Origin of the sequence: Nocardiopsis halophila DSM 44494 (assembly GCF_000341245.1) — a bacterium.
Lineage (GTDB): Bacteria > Actinomycetota > Actinomycetes > Streptosporangiales > Streptosporangiaceae > Nocardiopsis_A > Nocardiopsis_A halophila.
Map to the genome: position 1 here is coordinate 1 of NZ_ANAD01000068.1, position 18,931 is coordinate 18,931.

Sequence of the window (18,931 nt, forward strand, 5' to 3'; positions counted from 1 at the left end):
AGGGGCGGGCCGAGGTCGGCTACGACGCCACCGGCGGCGACGGCATCGACCGCCANGGGGACGCGCCGAGGTCGCCTTCGACGCCACCGGCGGCGACGGCATCGACCGCCAGGGCCACGGCACCCACGTGGCCGGCACCGTCGCCGGCGACAGCGTCGGCGTGGCGCCCGGCGCCGACGTGTTCGGCGTCAAGGTCCTGGGCGACGACGGCAGCGGCTCCTACGCCGACGTGATCGCCGGGATCGACTGGGTGGCCGCCAACGCCCCCGCGGGGTCGGTCGCCAACATGTCCCTGGGCGGCCCCGGCTCCCAGGCCGTCGACGACGCCGTGAACAACCTGGTGGACTCCGGGGTCTTCACCGCCGTCGCCGCCGGCAACGACGGGTGGCTCGCCGAGTGGTACTCGCCCGCGCGCGCCGAGAAGGTCACCACCGTGGCCGCCTCCGACCGCAACGACGCCTCGGCCTCCTTCACCAACTGGGGCGACGCGGTGGAGATCTACGCCCCCGGCGTGGACGTGGAGTCCTCCNCGCCCCCGAGGCCGACGTGTTCGGCGTCAAGGTGCTCGGCGACGACGGCAGCGGCTCCTACGCCGACGTCATCGCCGGCATCGAGTGGGTGGCCGAGAACGCCCCCGAGGGCTCGGTCGCCAACATGTCCCTGGGCGGGCCCGCCTCCCAGGCCGTCGACGACGCCGTGAACAACCTGGCCGACTCCGGCGTGTTCGTCGCCGTGGCGGCGGGCAACGAGGGGCAGAACGCCAACAACGTCTCGCCCGCCCGCGCGTCCGGCGTCACCACCGTGGCGGCCTCGAACAGCGGCGACGGACACGCCTACTTCTCCAACTGGGGCAACGCGGTGGACATCTACGCCCCCGGCGTGGACGTGGAGTCCTCCGTGCCCGGCGGCGGCTACGACACCTACAGCGGCACCTCGATGGCCAGCCCGCACGTGGCCGGCGCGGCGGCCCTGTACAAGGACGCCCACGGCCAGGCCGACCAGGGCACCGTCCAGGGGTGGCTGGAGGACAACGCCGGACAGGGCAAGATCTCCGGCGTCCCCTCAGGGACCCCGAACCTGCTGCTCAACGTCGAGAACCTGTAGGAGCCTCCGCTCTCCTCGACACCCTGCCGCGGTCCCCCGCACACCGCGGCGACCAGGACGGCCCCGGCGCACGGCGCCGGGGCCGTCCCCGTGTGCGGTGACGGCGTGTCCTGTGTCAGCCGGAGGAGTCGGCGGTGGGCCGCGGGGGGCTGCCCTCGTGCCACTGAGTCTCCGGTTCCTCAGAGCCGGAGTCGGAGTCGGACTCCGAGGAGGACTCCTCCTTCTCCTCTTCCTCCTGCGCGGCCTCCTCTTCCTCCTGGCGCTCGCGCTCGGCCTCGGCCTGCGCCTGAGCGCGCGCACCGGCCCGGTCGGTACAGACCTCGTCGGCGGCGGAGGAACGACCGTCGACGGCCACGACGGTGAAGCAGTACTCGGCCGTCTCGCTCGCGGTGTCGACCTGCGCGCTCTGCACTCCGGGCCCGGTGCGGGCCAGGGTGGAGGGCGGTGCGTCGATGACGCCGCCGACCACGAAGTAGCGGGCGGTGCCGCCGGAGGCGTCCTTCCAGGTGACCTCGACGCTGGTGAGGCCGTCCTTCAGGGCGACCCCGCCGGGCGGCTCCGGGGCGCGCGGCTCCCCGCCGCCCTTCTTCCCGCCGTCGTCCTTCCCCTTGTTCTCGTCGGGCTTCTTCCGGTCCTCCTCGGGCCGCCCGCTCTCGGAGGAGCCGGCGGCCGAGTCGGTGGTCTGCGCGCCGGCCGCGGTCACGCCCGGCCCGGGGCGCGCCATGCTGCCGGCGCCCAGCAGGCAGGCGAGCACGACGACGGAGGCCGCCGCGGCGCCGATGTGCAGGTGCCGCCGCCAGCGCGGCCGCGCCGGACCGTCGGGAGCGACGGGGCCGTCAGGGGCACCGCGGCCGGGGGCGTCCGTGTCCCGGTCCGCGCGCCCGTCTCCCGTCCCGGGCAGGCGCGGGGTGTCGGGGCCGCCGGTCCATCCTTCGAGGCGCTGCCAGGCCTGCTGCGTGTAGAGGACACGGGCCTGGTCGAGCGGGGCGGCCGGCGCCCCGCTCGCGTGAGGCGCCTCCACCTGTCCCGCGCCGTCGGCGCCACCGTCCTCCATCCCCGGTACGGGCTTGGACTTGGGACGCCGCCCGACCTTGCGCGGAGGCCGCGACGGCCCCCTGCGCCGGAACTCCGCGGTCAGCCCGAGATCGACGACCGCGGGACCACGGTGCTCCGCCGAAGCCGGCGTGATCGAGGGAACCGGGGAGGGCGGGGCCTCGGGGACTTCCCCCGACGGCGCGTGGTCCGCCGAAGGCGCAGGTGCACTCTCGTCAGCGGCCTTCGCCGAGGGCTCGGGAACCGACGCATCCGTGGCAGGGACTTCGCCCGACCGGGGGTCCACCGGAGCCTGGCCGCCAGAAGGCGCGGCAGACTCCGCATCCCGCCGCACCGGCCCAGACGGCTGAGCCGGCGGCACGGCTCCAGGCCCATCAGCGGACTCCGCAGTCGGCCGCTCCATCGGAGCGGACGCCGCAGGCGCTTCCCCTCCGGACCCGGGATCTGTCGCCGTGCGACCGCCGGAAGGCCCGGCGGACGGCTCTGAGCCCGGCAGACCCGGCTGCCCCACCGGCGCAGAGGGAGCAGGCGCGTCCCCACCCGAGCGGGGGTCCATCGGGACCTGACCACCAGAAGGCGCGGCAGACTCCCCGTCCTGCCGCACCGGCCGAGACGACTGAGCCGACGGCACAGCCCCAGGCCCAGCGGACGGCTCCGCAGTCGACCAGGCGTCCGCAGCAGACCGCCCCTCAGACGGCTCCGGACGCGGCGCGGCCGGCCGCTCTGCCGGGGCCGGGGCGGAGGCCTCCGCGCCCCGCCACAGCGGACGCGGCTGTTGCGCGGCTCCCGAGGCCGAGCCCCCGGCCGGGGTGACCGAGCCGTACGCCGTCCCGACCACCGACCACAGGCGGCCCAGCTCCTCCTCGAACTCCGCCGGGGTCGCCGGGCGCTCCGCCGGGTCCTTGGCCATCGCCCCCACCAGCAGGGCGTTCACCTGCCGGGGCACCCCCGGGAGCGGCAGGTCCGGGGCGGCCTCGCGCAGCGCGGTGCGCGCGTACTCCCGCGGGTCGGGGCTCCGACCGTCCCAGTCGGCGAAGGGCACCCGCCCGGCGATGACCGTCCACAGGGTCGAGGCCAGGGAGTACACGTCCGAGGCCGGAACCGGCGCCCGGCCCCGCAGGACCTCCGGCGGGGCGTGGAACACCAGCTCGGAGCTGGTGCGCAGGCGCGGCGGCGCGGCTCCGAGGGCCGCCGCCCACCCGAAGTCCGTCAGCACCGCCGAGGTCCCCGAGCGCAGGACGTTGCCGGGCACGACGTCGTTGTGGAGCAGCCCCCCGCCGTGCAGCGCGGCGAGCGCCCCGGCCACCGCACGCCCGGCGCGCACCGCCTCGGGCAGGTCGACCGGCCCGCTCCGGGCGAGGATGTCGGCGTAGGAGCCGTCCGGCTGGAAGGGCATGACGAGCACCGGCTCGCCGGTCTGCGCGCGTGCGACGTCAAGCAGCGGGACCACGCCGCGGGCGCCCCCGAGGTCGCGCAGGCGCGCGATCTCGTCGTAGCCCCCGGCGTCGTGCATCACCTTCAGCGCCACCGGCGCGCCGGTGCGCTCGTTGACCGCCTTGAACACCCGGGCCTGCCGGCCCCGGTAGGCCAGGACCGGCGACCGGAACCCCGGCACCCGGACGGCGGCCGCCGACGGCGGCGTGCCCCCGGACATCTGTTCGCTCACTCCTGTCCCGACTGGACGCCGAACACCGGCCCGCTCTGGCCGCCGTTCCGGCGCTCCTCGTTGATCTCCTGCTGCTTCTGGAACGCCGCGTGCACCGCGATGCCCCCGCAGATCAGGGCGATGAGGATGAGCCCGCCGATGACGGCGGGGCCGANCGCCTGGCGGCGGCGCCAGTAGCGGCTGGACCCGTACAGGATCGCGGCCCGCAGCTGCCGGCGGCGCAGCGCGTCCGCCTGCAGCACGTACTGCTCGGCGTTGGGCGTGAAGTGGAAGGCCTCGGGGACCCGCTGGCCCCCCTCCTGCGGGGCGGGCGGTTCGGGCGGGGCGGGGACGGGCGGGGCGCTGCGGCTCACGGACGCCCTCAGAACAGGTTGTTCAGGCGGCTGCTCAGTCGGCCGTAGCTGCCCGCGGCGTCGTCGGTGGCCTGGATGACCTTGGCGAAGGCGTCGTTGACGGCGGCGAACTGGGTGTCGAACTCTTCCGCCTTGGCCTTGAACTGGTCGTTGCCCGAGCCCTCCCACTTGTTGACGGTGGTCTCGGACTGGGTGCGGATGTCCTCCATGATCGCCTTGAAGCGGCTCAGGTGCTCCTGCTGGGTGCCGCTCAGGTCCTGCAGGCCGGAGACGTTCCCGTAGACCTCGAAACTGCTCACGGTCGGTGGCTCCTCAGGGGATGGGGATGACGGTGGGGTCTGCTCAGGCGTTGATCGGCCGGGAGAGGCCGCCGGCCTCCTTGCCCGCCGAGGCGAACTGGTCGCCGGACTCCTGGTCGACGGTGGAGACCTCGCGCTGGCCCTCGTTGAGCTTGATGCCGTTGTTGCGGCACCAGCCCATGAGCTCGTCGAAGCGCTGGGTGAGCTCGTTGCGGGCCTCGCGGAACTTGTGCAGGGCGTTGCCCTGGAGGGATTCGCCGTCCCGCTCCATGTCCTGGATCAGGTTGTTCAGCCGCTGGTAGAGCCCTTCGGAGGAGACTCCGAGCTCTTCACCGCCCTTGCCGAGGGCGTCCGCCTCCGTCAGACCGACATGGTTGGCCACCGGTTTCCTCCTGGGTTCTCTGGGGTAACGCGCCACACTCGGGGGCTCACTCAGAGGTTATCGACCGCCACCGACGATCACGCCGCTCCCCCCGGCCGGATCCGGACACCCGCCCCCCGCTCGCATCGGCCGCCGCCGCGGCCGAGCCCGATCCGGTGATAGGGATCTCGCCCTTCCGGTTCGGCGCGCCTTCGACGGCACCCCCACCGCCGAGGAGCCGGCCGACCCGGTGACCGGGCGGCTGCGGCTGCTCACCCGCCCAGCCGGCGCTCCAGAAGGGCGCGGTGGGTCGGACACGCCCGGGCGTGCAGCTCCCGGCCCTGGTCGGTGCAGGCGACGAAGAGGGCGCGGCGGTCCTGGTCGCACATCGCCCGGGTGACCAGGCCGCGCCTCTCCAGCCGGGCCACCGAGCGGGAGAGCGCGCTCTGGCTCAGGTAGACCCGCTCGCCCAGCTCCTGCATGCGGACCCTGCCGTCCTCGGCGGACATGAGCAGGTCGAGGACCTCGAAGTCGCTCATCCCGACGCCGTGCCGATCCTGCAGCTCCCGATCCAGCGCGCAGGACAGGTCGCTGTAGCAGGACAGGACCTCGCGCCAGCGGGCGACGAGGTCGGCCTCGCGTGTCGGGCTCATGGCGCGGAGCTTAACATGCCCGCACATTTAATGTCCATGCATTTTATGCATCGACATCTTATGCGTGCGCATGTACAGTCGCCGTCCATGACCGCAACGGCACCTCCGCCCTCCCCGGCCACGGCGGCCCCGCCGCCCCCGTCCACCGCACCGCGCTGGCCCGCGCGCACCTGGGCCCTGCTGTTCGTGCTGTGCCTGGCGCTCTTCCTCGACGCCCTGGACGTGTCGATGATCGCCGTCGCCCTCCCCTCCATCGGCGCCGACCTGGGGATGGGCACCGCAGGGCTGCAGTGGGTCGTCTCCGGCTACGTGCTGGGCTTCGGCGGCCTGCTGCTGCTCGGCGGCCGCACCGCCGACCTGCTGGGCCGCCGCCGCGTCTTCCTCGCCGCCCTGGCCGCCTTCGCCCTGGCCTCCCTGCTGGGCGGGCTCACCGACAACGCGTCCCTGCTCATCGCCACCCGGTTCGTCAAGGGCGTGGCCGCCGCCTTCACCGCCCCCACGGGCCTGTCCATCATCACCACCAACTTCGCCGAAGGGCCCGAGCGCAACCGCGCGCTGTCGGTGTACACGGTCTTCGGCGCCAGCGGCTTCTCCTCGGGGCTGGTCTTCGGCGGGCTGATGACCGGGCTGGGCTGGCAGTGGACCTTCTTCTTCCCGGTCCCCTTCGCCACCGCCGCACTGATCGCCGGGTACCTCCTCATCCCCCGCGACCGCCCCTCCGGCACCGGCGGCTACGACCTGCCCGGCGCCGCCGCCTCCACCGGGGCGCTGCTGGTCCTCGTCTACACGGTGGTCACCGCCCCCGAGCGCGGGTGGCTCGACCCGCTGACCCTCGGCCTGTTCGCCGCGGCCGCCGCGCTCGCCGCCGCCTTCGTCGCCGTGGAGCGCCGCGCCGCCCACCCCCTGGTGCGGCTGGGCATCCTGCGCAACGGCCCGCTGGTCCGGGCCAACCTGGCCATGATGACGCTGTTCGGGGCCTTCGCCAGCTTCCAGTTCCTGCTCACCCTCTACCTGCAGCAGGCCCTGGGGCAGACCCCGCTGCAGATGGCGCTGGCCCTGCTGCCCACCGGCCTGCTGGTGGCCCTGAGCGCCTTCTTCTCCGACCGGCTCATCGACCGCCTGGGCACGCCCCGGCTGATCGCCGCCGGACTGATCGCCTTCTCCGCCGGCTACCTGCTGTTCCTGCGGGTGGACACCGACCCCGTCTACGCCACGATGATCCTGCCCACCGCGCTGCTGCTCGGCGTGGGCTTCGCCCTCGGCTTCCCCTCGGTCAACTCCCAGGCCACCGCCGGGGTGGACGACGACGAGCAGGGGCTGGCGGCCGGGCTCGTGCAGACCTCCGGCCAGCTCGGGGGCGCGGTGGTGCTGGCGGTCACCACGGCGATCGTCGCGGTCGACCACGCCACCGGCGCCGGCGCCGCCACCGACCCCGAGGCTGTGCTGGAGACCTTCCGGCCCGGCCTGTGGTTCGTGACCGCGGTCGCCCTGTCCGGCGCCGCGCTCACCCTGGCCCCGCTGCTGGTCCGGCGGCGGACCCGCGGCTGACCCCGTTTCCCGTCCCCGGTGGCGCGGCCGACCCTCAGATGGACCCGGTCAGCCGCGCCACCAGGTCGAACAGCCCCATCGCCCAGGCCAGCACCGCGCACAGCGCGATCACCGCCACGATCTCGACCCCGTTCAGCGTCCGCCGCAGCGAGGCACGCGGCACCTCCGCCAGGCGGACCCAGCTCAGCAGGGCCAGCACCGCCCCCGCGGCCAGGGTGGCCGCCGGCAGCCACGGGCCCAGCGCCGGCACCAGCGGGGAGGCCCCAGGCCCCGATCGCGGCCGCGCCCAGGCCCAGCGTCCCGCCCAGGCGCAGCGGCAGCGCGTGCCGGACCCGGTCGAACAGCCGCGAGCGGAACACCATCAGCACCGCCACCAGCGCGGCCAGCAGCACGTCCTGCACCCGGCCGCCGACGACCGCCAGCAGCGGCACGGTCAGCGCCGTGGCCACCGCCGCGCCCAGCACCAGGCCGTGCAGCAGCCGGTCGCTGGAGGTCAGCGTCTCCTCGAAGCGCCCGGTCTCCACCTGGCCGGCGTGCCGCACCTCGTAGTCGAGCGCCGAGAGCCCGCCCATCGCCAGGGCCACCCGCGGCAGTGCGCCCACCACCAGCACCAGGGCCACCGCCATCGCCCGCACCCCCTGCGCGGGGTCGGTGACCATGCCCACACCGGCCAGCACGCCGGCCGCCGCGGCGAGCACCCCCAGCGCCGCCACGTAGGCCAGGCCCGACTCCTCCACGGCCCAGCCCACCGCCGCCACCAGCAGCGCGCCGGCGCAGCCGAAGGCGGCCAGCGCCGGCGGATGCGGCCCGGAGACCAGCAGCACCGTGAGCACCGCCGTCGCCGCGCCCCACAGGCAGGCCAGCCCCAGCAGCACGTCGGCGACGGTGCGCATCCCCCGCCGCCCGGCGAACACCGTCAGCGCCAGGGTGAACAGCGCCCCGGCCAGGGCCACGCCGATGTTGCCGCCCGCGGGGCGCAGGTACTCCATCACCCCGAGCATCGCCAGCGGGCCGGTTCCGGCCACGAGGAGGCCGAAGGCGAACGTGGCCGAGGGGTCCCAGATGCCCCCGCCCTCGTCGACGCGGTCCTCCACGGCCCCGCGCACGTCGTCCACGTGCGCCGGGCGCTCGGGCGCGGTGACCGGGCGCAGGGTGAGCACGTCGCCGTCCACGACCCCGGCGGACTCCAGGGTGCCCTCCGGCGGGACCGGCACGCCCGCGCCGTCGACCAGGGTCCACCCGGCCGGCCGGGTGCCCTCGGCCTCCGGCGAGCACACCCCGATGACCTGCGGGAGCAGGCCGGCCACCGGGACGGTCCCGGGAAGCGCGAGGTCGGCCCAGCGCTGCGGGCCCGCGACCTTCACGCGGCAGTAACCACTCACGTCCGTCCGATCCTTTGCACACGAGCAGGTGCGCACCGTGGCCGGGCCTGCGCCGACCGTGCGCAGCGAATTAGGAGAAAGCGACGAATTGCGGGATCATCACCGTAGCAATCCCGTTCCTCTCCGTTCCCAGGTGCACGAAAGAGTTCGCCGTGGCGACAACACAGGTCCACCGCCCCGCGCGCCACTCCGTTCCCGACCCGGGCACCGAGCCGCTGGTCATCGCGCCCCCGCCGCAGCTGCCGGACAACCCGCCCTCCAACAGCTCGTTCGCGATGATCATCATGCCGGTGATCAGCGGGTCGGGGTCGCTGCTGATGGCGATCACGATGGGCAACCGCCCGCTGTACGCGGCCGCCGCCGCGCTGGTCATGGTCGCCAGCGTCGTGGTGGGGATCGTCATGTTCACCGCCCAGCACAACGGGCCGCGCAAGCGCATCCGCGAGCAGCGCGAGCGGTACGTGGAGTACCTGGACCGGCTCCGGGAGACCGTCCGGGAGGTCGCGGCCACCCAGCGCGCGGGCGGCGCGTTCCTGCACCCGGCGCCCGAACTGCTCACCGAGACGGTGCGGCTGCCCGCCCGCCGGTGGGAGCGCCGCGCCGGCGACCCCGACTTCCTGCACCTGCGCATCGGCACCGGCACCCGCCCCCTGGCCCGGCCGCTGAGCCTGAAGGTGGACACCTCCAGCCCGCTGATCGCCTACGACCCCGTCTGCCAGGGCCTGGCCGACCAGCTGATCGAGCTCTACGCGCACGTCCCCGAGGAACCGCTCGTCCTGCCCCTCGAAGAGTTGGGGGTGGTCTCGATCGTGGGCGACCGCTCCGCCGGGCGCGACGCCGCCCGCGCGCTGGCCGCCCAGCTCGCCGCCTCCTCCGCGCCCGAGGACGTGCGCCTGGGCGTGGTCCGCCACGACCGGCTGCTCGCCGAGTGGGACTGGCTCAAGTGGCTGCCGCACAACGCCGCCGACGGCCTGGAGGGCGTCGGCGGCCCCGCCTTCACCACCCGCCTGGTCGCCGGGAACACCCTGGAGATGGCCGATCTGCTCGCCGCCGAGATCGAGCAGCGCACCGTCGACCTGCAGCGCCGCCGCGGCGCGCGGCCCGGCCCGGGCACCCGGCGCCTGGTCCTGGTCGTCGACGGCGAGTTCCAGTCGGCGCTGTCCGGGCTCTCGGCCGAACCGCCCGTCACCGACCTGGCGCAGCTGGGCGTGCACGTCGTCATGCTGCTGGGCGACCGGCGCGAGGAGCCCGAACACGTCGACCTGCGGCTGAACGTCACCGCCGACGGCGCCCTCGAGCAGGACCCCGAGACCGGGGCGCCCGGCCAGGCGGCGCCGCTGACGGGCACCGCCGACCGCGCCGGCGCGGCGCTGCTGACCACCGTGGCGCACCTGCTCTCGCCGCTGCGGCTGGCCGCCTCCGACGGCGCCGACGCGCTGCACGGCACCGTCGACCTGCCCGAGATCCTGGGCGTGCCCGACGTCGCCCGGCTCGACCCGCGCCGCACCTGGCGGCCGCGGAGCACCGGCGACTTCCTCCGGGTGCCCATCGGCGTGGGGCCGGCCGGGTCGCTGGTGCTGCTGGACCTGAAGGAGTCGGCGTTCGGCGGCATGGGGCCGCACGGCCTGGTGGTGGGCGCCACCGGCTCCGGCAAGTCCGAGATGCTGCGCACCCTGGTGGCGTCGCTGGTGGTCAACCACCCGCCGGAGCAGCTGGCGCTGCTGCTGGTCGACTTCAAGGGCGGGGCGACCTTCGCCGACACCGACCGGCTGCCGCACAGCGCGGGGCTGATCACCAACCTGGCCGACGACGACGGGCTGGTCCTGCGCTTCCGCGAGGCCATGTACGGCGAGCTCACCCGCCGCCAGCAGCTCCTCAAGGACGCGGGGAACCTGCCCAACCTGCACGCCTACGAACAGGCGCGGGCCTCGGGGCGGACCGACCTGGAGCCGCTGCCGCACCTGCTCGTCATCATCGACGAGTTCTCCGAGCTGCTCACCGCCCACCCCGACTTCGCCGAGCTGTTCGTGGCGATCGGGCGCATCGGGCGGTCCATCGGGGTTCACCTGCTGCTGGCGACCCAGCGCCTGGAGTCGGGCAAGATCAAGGGCCTGGAGTCGCACCTGTCCTTCCGGATCGGCCTGCGCACCTTCTCCGAGGCCGAGAGCCGCGAGGCCATCGGCGTGGGCGACGCCTACCACCTGCCGCCCGAGCCCGGCTCCGGGTACCTCAAGGTCGACACCTCGGTCTTCGAGCGGTTCAAGGCCGCGATGGTGTCCCAGCCCTACGTCCCGCCCGCCGAGGCGAAGACCGAGGAGGACCCGGTCCTCCCCCTCATCTCCTACAACGGCCTGCGGCCCCTGCTCGCCGACCCCTTCGCCGGCGCCGAGGAGGAGGCGCCGCAGGCCTCCGGCGGGGAGAAGCCCCGCACCACCCTGCAGATCGCGGTCGACCGGATCGTGGAGGCCCAGGCGCGGCCGGTGCGGCCCGTCTGGCTCCCGCCGCTGCCCGAGGCGCTGCCGCTGGACCGGGTCGTCGATGCGGAGGCCGAGCCGCAGGAGCCCGACCCCGCCGAGGTCACCGCGGTCATCGGCGTCACCGACATCCCCCGCGAGCAGCGGCAGGTCCCCACCGAGCTGGACTTCACCGGCGGCGACGGCAACATGATCGTGCTCGGTGGCCCCCAGACCGGCAAGTCCACCCTGCTGCGCACCCTCATCGCCTCCCTGGCCTGGCGGTACCCGCCCGGGCGGGTGGGGGTCTACGCCATCGACTTCGGCGGCGGCGGGCTCGCCCAGTTCCAGGAGCTGCCGCACGTGGCCGGCGTCGCGGGCCGGGCCGACCCCGAACGCGTCCGCCGCATCCTCACCGACGTGCGGGGACAGCTGGACCGGCGCGAGCGCGTCTTCCAGCAGGCGGGCCTGGACTCGCCCGCCGCCATGCGCCGCGCCCGCGCCGACGGGCGGCTCCCCAGCGGGTTCGTGGGCGACGTCTTCCTGCTCATCGACGGCTGGGCCTCGGTCCGCGAAGCGTTCGACGACGCCGACGACGCACTGATGGACATCGCCTCGCGCGGGCCGTCCCTGGGCGTGCACACCCTGGTCACCGGGGCTGCGAGCTCCCAGGTGCGCAGCCGCCTGCAGGCGCTGTTCGGCGGGCGCATCGAGTTCCGGCTCACCGACGCCTTCGACTCGGGGATCGACCGCAAGCTCGCCGAGGAGCTGCCCAAGGAGGTGCAGGGCCGGGCGCTGCTCGCCGACGAGAACATGGCGCACATCGCACTGCCCCGCGTCGACGGCACCGACGACGACGCCGACCTGGCCGACGGGGTGCGCGACCTCGTCTCCCGGGCCGCCAAGCGGTGGAAGCAGGGGCCGGTCCAGCAGGTGCGCACGCTGCCCGACCGGGTCGATCTGGCAGAGCTGGCGCCCAAGCCGCGCAAGCGCCGGGGCCGGGCGCGGGCCCACGACAAGAGCCTGGTGATGGGCGTGGCCGAGCGGGACCTGGAGCCCGCGCGGATGATGTTCGACGAGGACCCGCACCTGGTGGTGTTCGGGGACCCGCAGACCGGCAAGTCGACCCTGCTGCGGGCGCTGCTGCGGCAGATCGCCGAGCGGCCGGCCGCCGAGGTCGGGATCGTGCTGGTGGACTACCGCCGGGCGCACCTGGGGCTGGTCGGCGAGGAGCACCTGCTGGCGTACTGCACGTCGCCGGACCAGACCAAGGCGGTCGCCGCCGACCTGGCCGGGTCGCTGCGCGACCGGCTGCCCGGGCCGGACGTCACCCCGAAGCAGCTGCGGGAGCGGAGCTGGTGGAAGGGGCTGGAGATCTTCGTCGTCGTGGACGACATGGACCTGGTGGCGGGGCGCAACAGCCCGCTGTCGGCGCTGGCCGAGCTCCTGCCGCAGGGGCGCGACATCGGGTTCCACATGGTCACCTCCCGGCGGACCGGCGGGACGTCGCGGGCGATGTTCGAGCCGGTCCTGCAGGCGCTCGGCGACATGTCGACACCCGGCGTGCTGTTCTCCGGCGACCGGGCCGAGGGGCGGCTGGCCAACGGTGTGGCGTCCCGTCAGCTCCCCCAGGGCCGCGCGCTACTGGCCCGCCGGGGCCGTCCGCCCGAGCAGGTGCAGGTGGCCTGGAGCGACCCGCCCGAGTGACCTGCCCCGCCCGCCGCTCCTGCCCGCACGCGAGGAAAGGCCCGCCCATTGCACCGCCCCCGTTCTGCTGTCCGGCGCCACCGGAGCCACCGGAGCCACCGGCGCGGCGTCGCCGCCGCCTGCGCCGTCGCCTGCACCGCCGTCCTCCTCGCCACGGCGTGCAGCACCCCTGAGACCACCGGGGGCGGCGGTTCGGGCAAGGACGATCCGTCTTCCGAGCCGCCCACCGGCCTGGCCCTCCTCTACCGCGGCTATGAGGGCGGCGACCCGGAGCAGGACCAGGCTCTGGTGTTCCTCGACCCGGAGACCGGCGAGGAGAAGGACGCCTTCATGCTCCCCGAGGGGGCGGTCGACCCGATGGCGCCGAACCTGCCGGTGTGGGCGCAGTTCTCGGAAGACTGGAACTATTTCGTGTCCGCGCCCCCGGAGGCGCAGACGGTCCAGATCGCACAGCTCGTGGAGAACGAGGAGGGCGAGCTGGTCTACGAGTCGGCGGCGTCCCTGGAGACCCCGCCCGCCGAGGTCTGGACCGACCCCGTGATCCAGGGGGACCGCCTCTGGTTCGCCTCCCGGGCGGCCGAAGGACAGGCCGCTTCCTTCCAGGTGATGTCGGTCCCCATGGACGACCCCACCGCCACCCCGGAACAGGAGGGCACGGTCCCCTTCGACGAGAACGGCAACCCGGAGGAGTGGACGGTCTCCCCCGAGGGGGAGCTGCACGTCCGGGAACAGGCCCCCGTCCAGTCCGCGACCGGCCCCGCAGGAGAGACCCTCACCGTCCGCAAGAGCGGAGACACGGTCATGAACGCGACCCTGATGTCCGGCGGCACCCAGTGGCAGCACATCCGAGGGGCCCCGGTATGGGGAGGGGGAACGGTCATCGTGACCCCTGAGGGGTCCGAGCCCGCGGCCACCCCGTCAGGCGACGCTTCCACCCCCGGAGCCCACCTGCTGACCCTGGACGAATCCGGCACGGCTTTCGAGGACACGCCCCTCCTCGTCGGAGAGGGAAGGCTCCACCAGTACATGCCGAACGACAACCGGGACGAGGCCCTCCTCCAGACGGAAAAGGCGTGGTACCGAGTGGAGGTCGGCGAGGATGGCCTCCCGGCGCAAGACGATCGGCTGCAGGAACTATTCACAGCTCGACTGGATGCATCGATGCACGGCTACCCCCTCGCAGTACGACTAACGTGACTTTCCAATTCAACACAAGCTGCTTTCCTTCCAAACTCGACCCCGAAAAACGTGATCGAAACAGGAGACTGAATGTCCAACGAGGTAGGCGGAAATCCGAACGAAGCGAAACAGTCAGGGAGCGAGGCAGAGACCCTCGCGGAGTCTATGGTCGGCCTCAAGGAGGACTACGAGGGCCTGATCAGCGGATGTAAAACGGGAGCTGGCGAGGAGGAGGTCAAGGCGGGGTTCGAAAAACACCTCAACAGCGGAATCCTCGACAAGATCGCAGAAATCGAGGAAAGAGGCTTGCGCATCGCGGAACACATGCAGGCCGGCGCTCGCGACTTGGCCGAAACCGATTACGAGAACGCGACCGGCTACGAGGTCGGTGACCAACCCGGCATCACCCGTCCGGTCAACAAGCCCAAGAACATTGAAACTCAATAGGCAGGCACCGACATGAACGCTTTCAACTTCAATCCTCCGGATACTCCTGCTGAAGCAGAGACAGTCCGGTCCTGGGGCGACACCGTTGCAGAATTCGGTGATCGCATTACCGGTGACTCCGGATCGTTGACCTCGGAGCTGGACTCAGGAGCCATGAGCTTCACAGAGCAGATTTCAAGCAACATCAAGGACTCCGGAGAGTACCAGGACGACCTCTGGAGAGAAGTCGCGTGGAACCTGTCCTATCTCAAAGGAGTAATGGAGAGATGGGCTACGAACATTGAATGGTTCAAAAAGCAACGACAGAACCTCATCGACCAGCACAAGACAGCGATGGAGCAGTCTGGGCTGATCCCTCCACTGCAAGGAGAATCTCCCGATTTCGAAGGCAAAGAGCTTGATAGATACGAAGAGCTCGTTGACAAACATGACGAGCTTTCAGATGAGGCACAGGACCTATGGAAACGCTTCAAAGAACTCGCTGATGACCGAGGAGAAGACCTCAAGAAGGACCCGAAAAATGACCTAAGCGCCAACGATGTCCAGTACATGGTGGATAAGGGTTATCTGCAATGGGCCCCCTTCAATATCATGCAGTGGACCCACTCTGTCCCCATCGATATCGATGGGGCTAAGGGGCGAGAAGTAGGGCAGAATATCGTTGAAGGAATCGAGGATGGAGATCTAGCCCAAAAGGACTACGAAGAGGCCCTCCTCATTCTGGATGCCCTCGGAGTGAAGGCCGCACAGCTACAAGCTGACGGGAAAAAACTGAGTAAGGATGAACGTGAGTTCGTAGACAATCTCCTGGCCGAACTGGAGGAGGTTCCGCCCGTACCGCCTCCGCCCGGCTTGAAAGAAGACCAAAAACCTCCGACAAGTGGCGGCATCCTTGCGATTCCCGAACACCTCCGAGAACTCGGCTATACAGACGAACAGGTAGAGGCCCTGAGCGGCGGCGTAGGAAATGCCATCCTCATCGCCTCGGATAAGGACCTAGGAGGTAACGGGTACGACGACCTCCCTGGCTCCGTGCAGAGAGTCGTTGAAGGAACTGACAGGTACACGTCGCTGGCCCATTGGTCTAATGACGTGAATGACCTGGCCAGCTTGATCGAGGGTGCATCACCGGGTTTAGAGGGGGGCACAGGATTCTCAGCCGGACTGATGAATACTATTGGCGTCGAGATCGCCGACAACGAGGACATTTCACGTCTCCATCCGGAGACCAGCGGCAAATCATTTGAGGTTCTTCTCGACCGTGCTTCGCTCAACGAGAACGCGAACTACCTTATTCTGACCGGGGAATATGAGAGTTCATCGGTCGGCGAAGTCGACACTGAAAAAGCCCTCGAAGGCCTCTTCACCTATGAGTGGGAAGATCATGGCGAAGCTGTGGCCGGCCTCTTCGATTGGATCCCGGACTTCGCCGAGAGCGACGATCCCCATTCCCAAGAAATGGCAGGCAAGGCGACGGCGAGCTTCCTGCAGAGTATTGGCCGGAACGACGACCTGTTTTCAGCTCTCCAGGACACAGAGATAGAGGTGGAGGGATACGAGAATCCCGCATTTACTGTCCATAACTCAGAGCTCGCCGACGAAATGTTCAAAGTCTACACGATCTACCTGGAGGACTTCGGTCTAGCGGATTCCGGTGGAGACTACGGATATGAGCAGGTCAATGGTACGGCTGCAGACCATAATCCTCTCAAGGAGCCTGGTGAATACGAACTTGTTTCGTCACTCAAGGCACGTGAAAGATATCTAGAGCTATTGGTCGCGAACCCGGACGCTGCCGTGGGTGTCGTTGATGCGGCAAACAAACAGTCCCAGGAGTACGCCAACTCCTATGTCGGTGCGGTGCTTGACGAGGGCGGTGCGCAGCCCGATGAATGGGTCGGCCCCTCTGCGCGCCTCCAGGCTTCGGTCGATGCTGCACTCGTCGGTGCGTTCGAGAATAATGGGAGCGAGGAGAAACAGGCCCTCGAGCAGACGCTCAAGACCCGAGAGTTGGCCATCAAGCTCGGGATGAACACTATCGACCTTCTAGGATCACCGGAAAGTGACTGGGGGAGTGCAGCACATGCGACCATCAAGGGTTATTCGGAAACAGGCATCATGGATGTTGTAAATAAGGATCTTAAGGACGAGATCAAATCCATCGACCAAGAGCTGAAGAACGTTGATCTTAAAAACGAGGGGCAAATTTATCTCGACAATCAGTATATGTTCGGGAACGCTCTCCTCGAGAATGATGTTCCCATTCCAGAAGAAGTATCCAACGACCCGCGCTTGAAGGCCGAACTTTTTGATGGTGACCATTTTCGTCATAAGGGCGGCGTGGACCGGGACTTCAAGGACACTTACGGAAGAATCTACGGGGAATGGCTCGAAAACGCTGAAGGAGGAAACGAACTCAGCATGGGCGACAGATTCGCTTCCTACGATACGGCCTACGATAGAGAATACGACCTCACATCCGGCATCGTGGGTGGCGGTGTCGACCCCCTCACCGCCTACCGCGATCTGGCTGGAAAATAGGGCGATTCCAATTGTCTTTGAAGATGAGACCGAAACTCGTAGTCACCGTTACTTCAGTCACTCTCTCTATTTTGATCATCGCGTTCCTCGGCTGGCACTACTCCGACCGGAATTCCATCGAGAGAGCGACTTCGTCTGATCGACGTATACCTTCTCCCCCGAAAACCCTTGGTACTCTATCTTGGGAGTGGGATGACGATGTTGTCTCTTCTATACAAGAAGCATGGTCCACGCCTTCTGGTGCTATTTTTCGCACGGAAGGACATGATGGAGGGATCGGGCTTCTAGCACTCAATACCTCGACCGGGAAACCTGCATGGCATTTCCGGTATGAAGGGGATGGCAGAGTTTGGATGTCGCCGGATCGGCGGACAACTGTGATCTGGCATCAGAAAAGCGGATTCTTCCCCTGGAGAGCGGGAGAATCAGTTGAGGTCTATGTCCTTGACACCGCAACTGGAGAGGTCCGCGAACAACGGGAGGCCCAGGTTTCGCTGCAGGATCCCGCCCTTGAATCGGCCACCAATACGGCTAACGCCTTCGTCACCCTCGAGCCCAAAGGTGACGGAGCCGCTATAGAGGCGAGAGATCTGATTTCCAATGAGCTGCTCTGGAGCAAAGACTTCGGTGGACGCTGCGGTTTTCGAGGGCGCGAAGGGGATGCTGCCAACCTCATCGCTACGGACCAGAACAAGTTCATCGTCTCCACGCTCTGCTCCGTCGATGGGAACGATCGCAGCAGTATAAGCGCCTATGATGAGTTCTCTGGGGAGGAGGAATGGGGGAGGACTCTCGCCGCAGAGGAGGACTCCGCTTGGTCAAAGCCTGCGGAAATAGAGTCGAATAGTACCGGGCACTGGGAGCGCGGACAAGAAAGTTCCCAGATCATCAGCGCCGAGGCCGGCCCCGAGTCGATTATTGTTCGGACACCGTACTCCCCGGTCGTCCTGGACAGCGAAAAAGGAGATCCAATTTTCACGGATGAACTGGACGGCCGCGACATCCTTTCCGTAATTCACGCCAGTTCCGACTCCTTGATGCTAAAACACACCACAGGACTGTCCACAAATGGGTCGAACGAAGACCTTTCACCTGTCACACGCATCACCGCGTACGACACAGTGGGCAAAGAGCGTGAATACAACTTCTTTCCGAGTGAAACCGAAGCCCATCCTACATCAGTAGTTGAATTGGATAAGTCGTTCGCAGGAATGGTCTCAAGGAACGGCAAGCAAGAAGCGGTCGCCGCTAATCGTGACACCGGCACCCGCTCAGAGAACATCACGATCAGCGAAGATACAGGCATCGCCAGCGGAATTTTTGCGAAGGAACAGGCTTCCCTCGTCGACGAGAGCATGTTCTTCAAGGCACCTGGAGCTATTGTCGCTGGCCGTGTACAGAACGGCAGACTTCACAGCATTGTAGGCATGGCTTGACCTCTCCATTAGAGTCTGCAGAGGCTCCGGCTATCCTCCCCCTGCGAACACACTTCGTTGGTCGACGCAGTCTCCCCCATAGCCGAAAATGGACAACCCTGACCTAGGCAATCCAGATTCCTCTGCTGTTCCTACACAGATGCGGTTCGCCATTCCTTGCCCCAAGGGTGAGTAAGGAATTGAACTATTCCGTTGACGCTGTCGCGGTAGCTGGTGCTGGCGAGTTCCCTTGAGTTCTCGAGGCCAGCCGGGGACCGCCGTAGTGCGGATACCGAGGTGGCCAAAGAGGATTGGAAACGCATCGGTCCCTGTCTCCAGCCCGCCCTGGAACGGGCAAGCCTGCGCCCGCCCAGGCGCTCTGGCGCAGGCGACTCTCCCTGATTCCAGGACCCCCTTGGAAAGGGAAAGAGATCTTGTTTCCAGGGCGGCTTTCCGCGGGAAGCGACCGAGCCCCCAGGGCATCTTTGCCGGGCAATAGTCCAGCACCCTTCGCCCATGATCAATATGTGTCCTGACCTGGGAAACCCGTGCTTCCGTGAATTTCTTCGGGGAATCTTCTACCGGGGCTCCAAAAATGGTGGCGGGTGGTTCATAATGGGTGTATGGCAGATCAGCGGCACCCCGGAATCCCGGCGGGTTCGCGCGCGGCGCGGATCCGGGCCGGGATCGGCGGTGTGCTCGCCGAGGCCGACGGAGCCGTTTCGGAGGACCTGGCCCCGGGTGCGGGGCGGGTGCTGTGCGAGCTGGCC

The 18,931-nt window shown here is 69.3% G+C and carries 11 protein-coding genes and 3 pseudogenes; 8 read left to right on the plus strand and 6 right to left on the minus strand.

What is annotated here, in order from left to right; translation table 11 throughout:
- Nucleotides 1-160: 160 nt before the first annotated feature.
- A pseudogene (locus D450_RS35720) lies at nucleotides 161-529 on the plus strand (S8 family peptidase); the annotation flags it as partial.
- A pseudogene (locus tag D450_RS29775) lies at nucleotides 490-1,104 on the plus strand (S8 family serine peptidase); the annotation flags it as partial. The pseudogenes D450_RS35720 and D450_RS29775, both read left to right, overlap by 40 nt.
- A gap of 115 nt (nucleotides 1,105-1,219) precedes the next feature.
- Here the strand turns inward: D450_RS29775 and D450_RS0108705 are convergent.
- From D450_RS0108705 to D450_RS0108725, 5 genes are all read right to left on the minus strand, one after another.
- Entirely contained in the window at nucleotides 1,220-3,823 is a 2,604-nt protein-coding gene (locus D450_RS0108705) for a serine/threonine-protein kinase (protein WP_152520814.1), read from the minus strand.
- Nucleotides 3,820-4,176 carry a hypothetical protein gene (locus D450_RS0108710; RefSeq protein ID WP_017538280.1) on the minus strand — a complete coding sequence of 119 codons (357 nt, stop codon included), beginning with the start codon at nucleotides 4,174-4,176 and terminating at the stop codon, nucleotides 3,820-3,822. Before D450_RS0108710 ends, D450_RS0108705 begins: the two co-directional genes overlap by 4 nt.
- 8 nt (nucleotides 4,177-4,184) lie before the next feature.
- On the minus strand, nucleotides 4,185-4,475 hold the full coding sequence (locus tag D450_RS0108715; protein WP_017538281.1) for a WXG100 family type VII secretion target: 291 nt from the start codon (nucleotides 4,473-4,475) through the stop codon (nucleotides 4,185-4,187).
- 43 nt (nucleotides 4,476-4,518) lie between these two features.
- The gene (locus D450_RS0108720) at nucleotides 4,519-4,857 is read right to left on the minus strand and encodes a hypothetical protein (protein WP_017538282.1); all 339 of its coding nucleotides are present in this window, start codon (nucleotides 4,855-4,857) and stop codon (nucleotides 4,519-4,521) included.
- Nucleotides 4,858-5,108: 251 nt separating this feature from the next.
- A complete protein-coding gene (locus D450_RS0108725; protein WP_017538283.1) occupies nucleotides 5,109-5,489 on the minus strand; it encodes a MarR family winged helix-turn-helix transcriptional regulator in 381 nt (126 codons plus the stop codon).
- An 87-nt stretch (nucleotides 5,490-5,576) separates the two neighbouring features.
- On the opposite strand from D450_RS0108725, the gene D450_RS0108730 reads away from it, so the two are divergent.
- On the plus strand, nucleotides 5,577-7,037 hold the full coding sequence (locus tag D450_RS0108730) for an MFS transporter (RefSeq protein ID WP_017538284.1): 1,461 nt from the start codon (nucleotides 5,577-5,579) through the stop codon (nucleotides 7,035-7,037).
- Nucleotides 7,038-7,071: 34 nt separating this feature from the next.
- Here the strand turns inward: D450_RS0108730 and eccD are convergent.
- Nucleotides 7,072-8,401 (minus strand): annotated as a pseudogene (gene eccD, locus D450_RS29780) (type VII secretion integral membrane protein EccD).
- 293 nt (nucleotides 8,402-8,694) lie between these two features.
- Between eccD and eccCa the strand changes: the two are divergent.
- The 5 genes from eccCa (at nucleotide 8,695) to D450_RS33285 (ending at nucleotide 18,182) form a co-directional block, all read left to right on the plus strand.
- Nucleotides 8,695-12,579 carry a type VII secretion protein EccCa gene (gene eccCa, locus D450_RS0108750; RefSeq protein ID WP_241483103.1) on the plus strand — a complete coding sequence of 1,295 codons (3,885 nt, stop codon included), beginning with the start codon at nucleotides 8,695-8,697 and terminating at the stop codon, nucleotides 12,577-12,579.
- 48 nt (nucleotides 12,580-12,627) lie between these two features.
- The gene (locus tag D450_RS0108755) at nucleotides 12,628-13,776 is read left to right on the plus strand and encodes a hypothetical protein (protein WP_017538289.1); all 1,149 of its coding nucleotides are present in this window, start codon (nucleotides 12,628-12,630) and stop codon (nucleotides 13,774-13,776) included.
- Nucleotides 13,777-13,848: 72 nt separating this feature from the next.
- Nucleotides 13,849-14,205 carry a hypothetical protein gene (locus tag D450_RS29785; protein ID WP_152520816.1) on the plus strand — a complete coding sequence of 119 codons (357 nt, stop codon included), beginning with the start codon at nucleotides 13,849-13,851 and terminating at the stop codon, nucleotides 14,203-14,205.
- A gap of 12 nt (nucleotides 14,206-14,217) precedes the next feature.
- A complete protein-coding gene (locus D450_RS33280) occupies nucleotides 14,218-16,746 on the plus strand; it encodes a GyrI-like domain-containing protein (RefSeq protein ID WP_152520817.1) in 2,529 nt (842 codons plus the stop codon).
- A 71-nt stretch (nucleotides 16,747-16,817) separates the two neighbouring features.
- On the plus strand, nucleotides 16,818-18,182 hold the full coding sequence (locus D450_RS33285) for a hypothetical protein (RefSeq protein ID WP_152520818.1): 1,365 nt from the start codon (nucleotides 16,818-16,820) through the stop codon (nucleotides 18,180-18,182).
- Nucleotides 18,183-18,931: the final 749 nt, after the last annotated feature.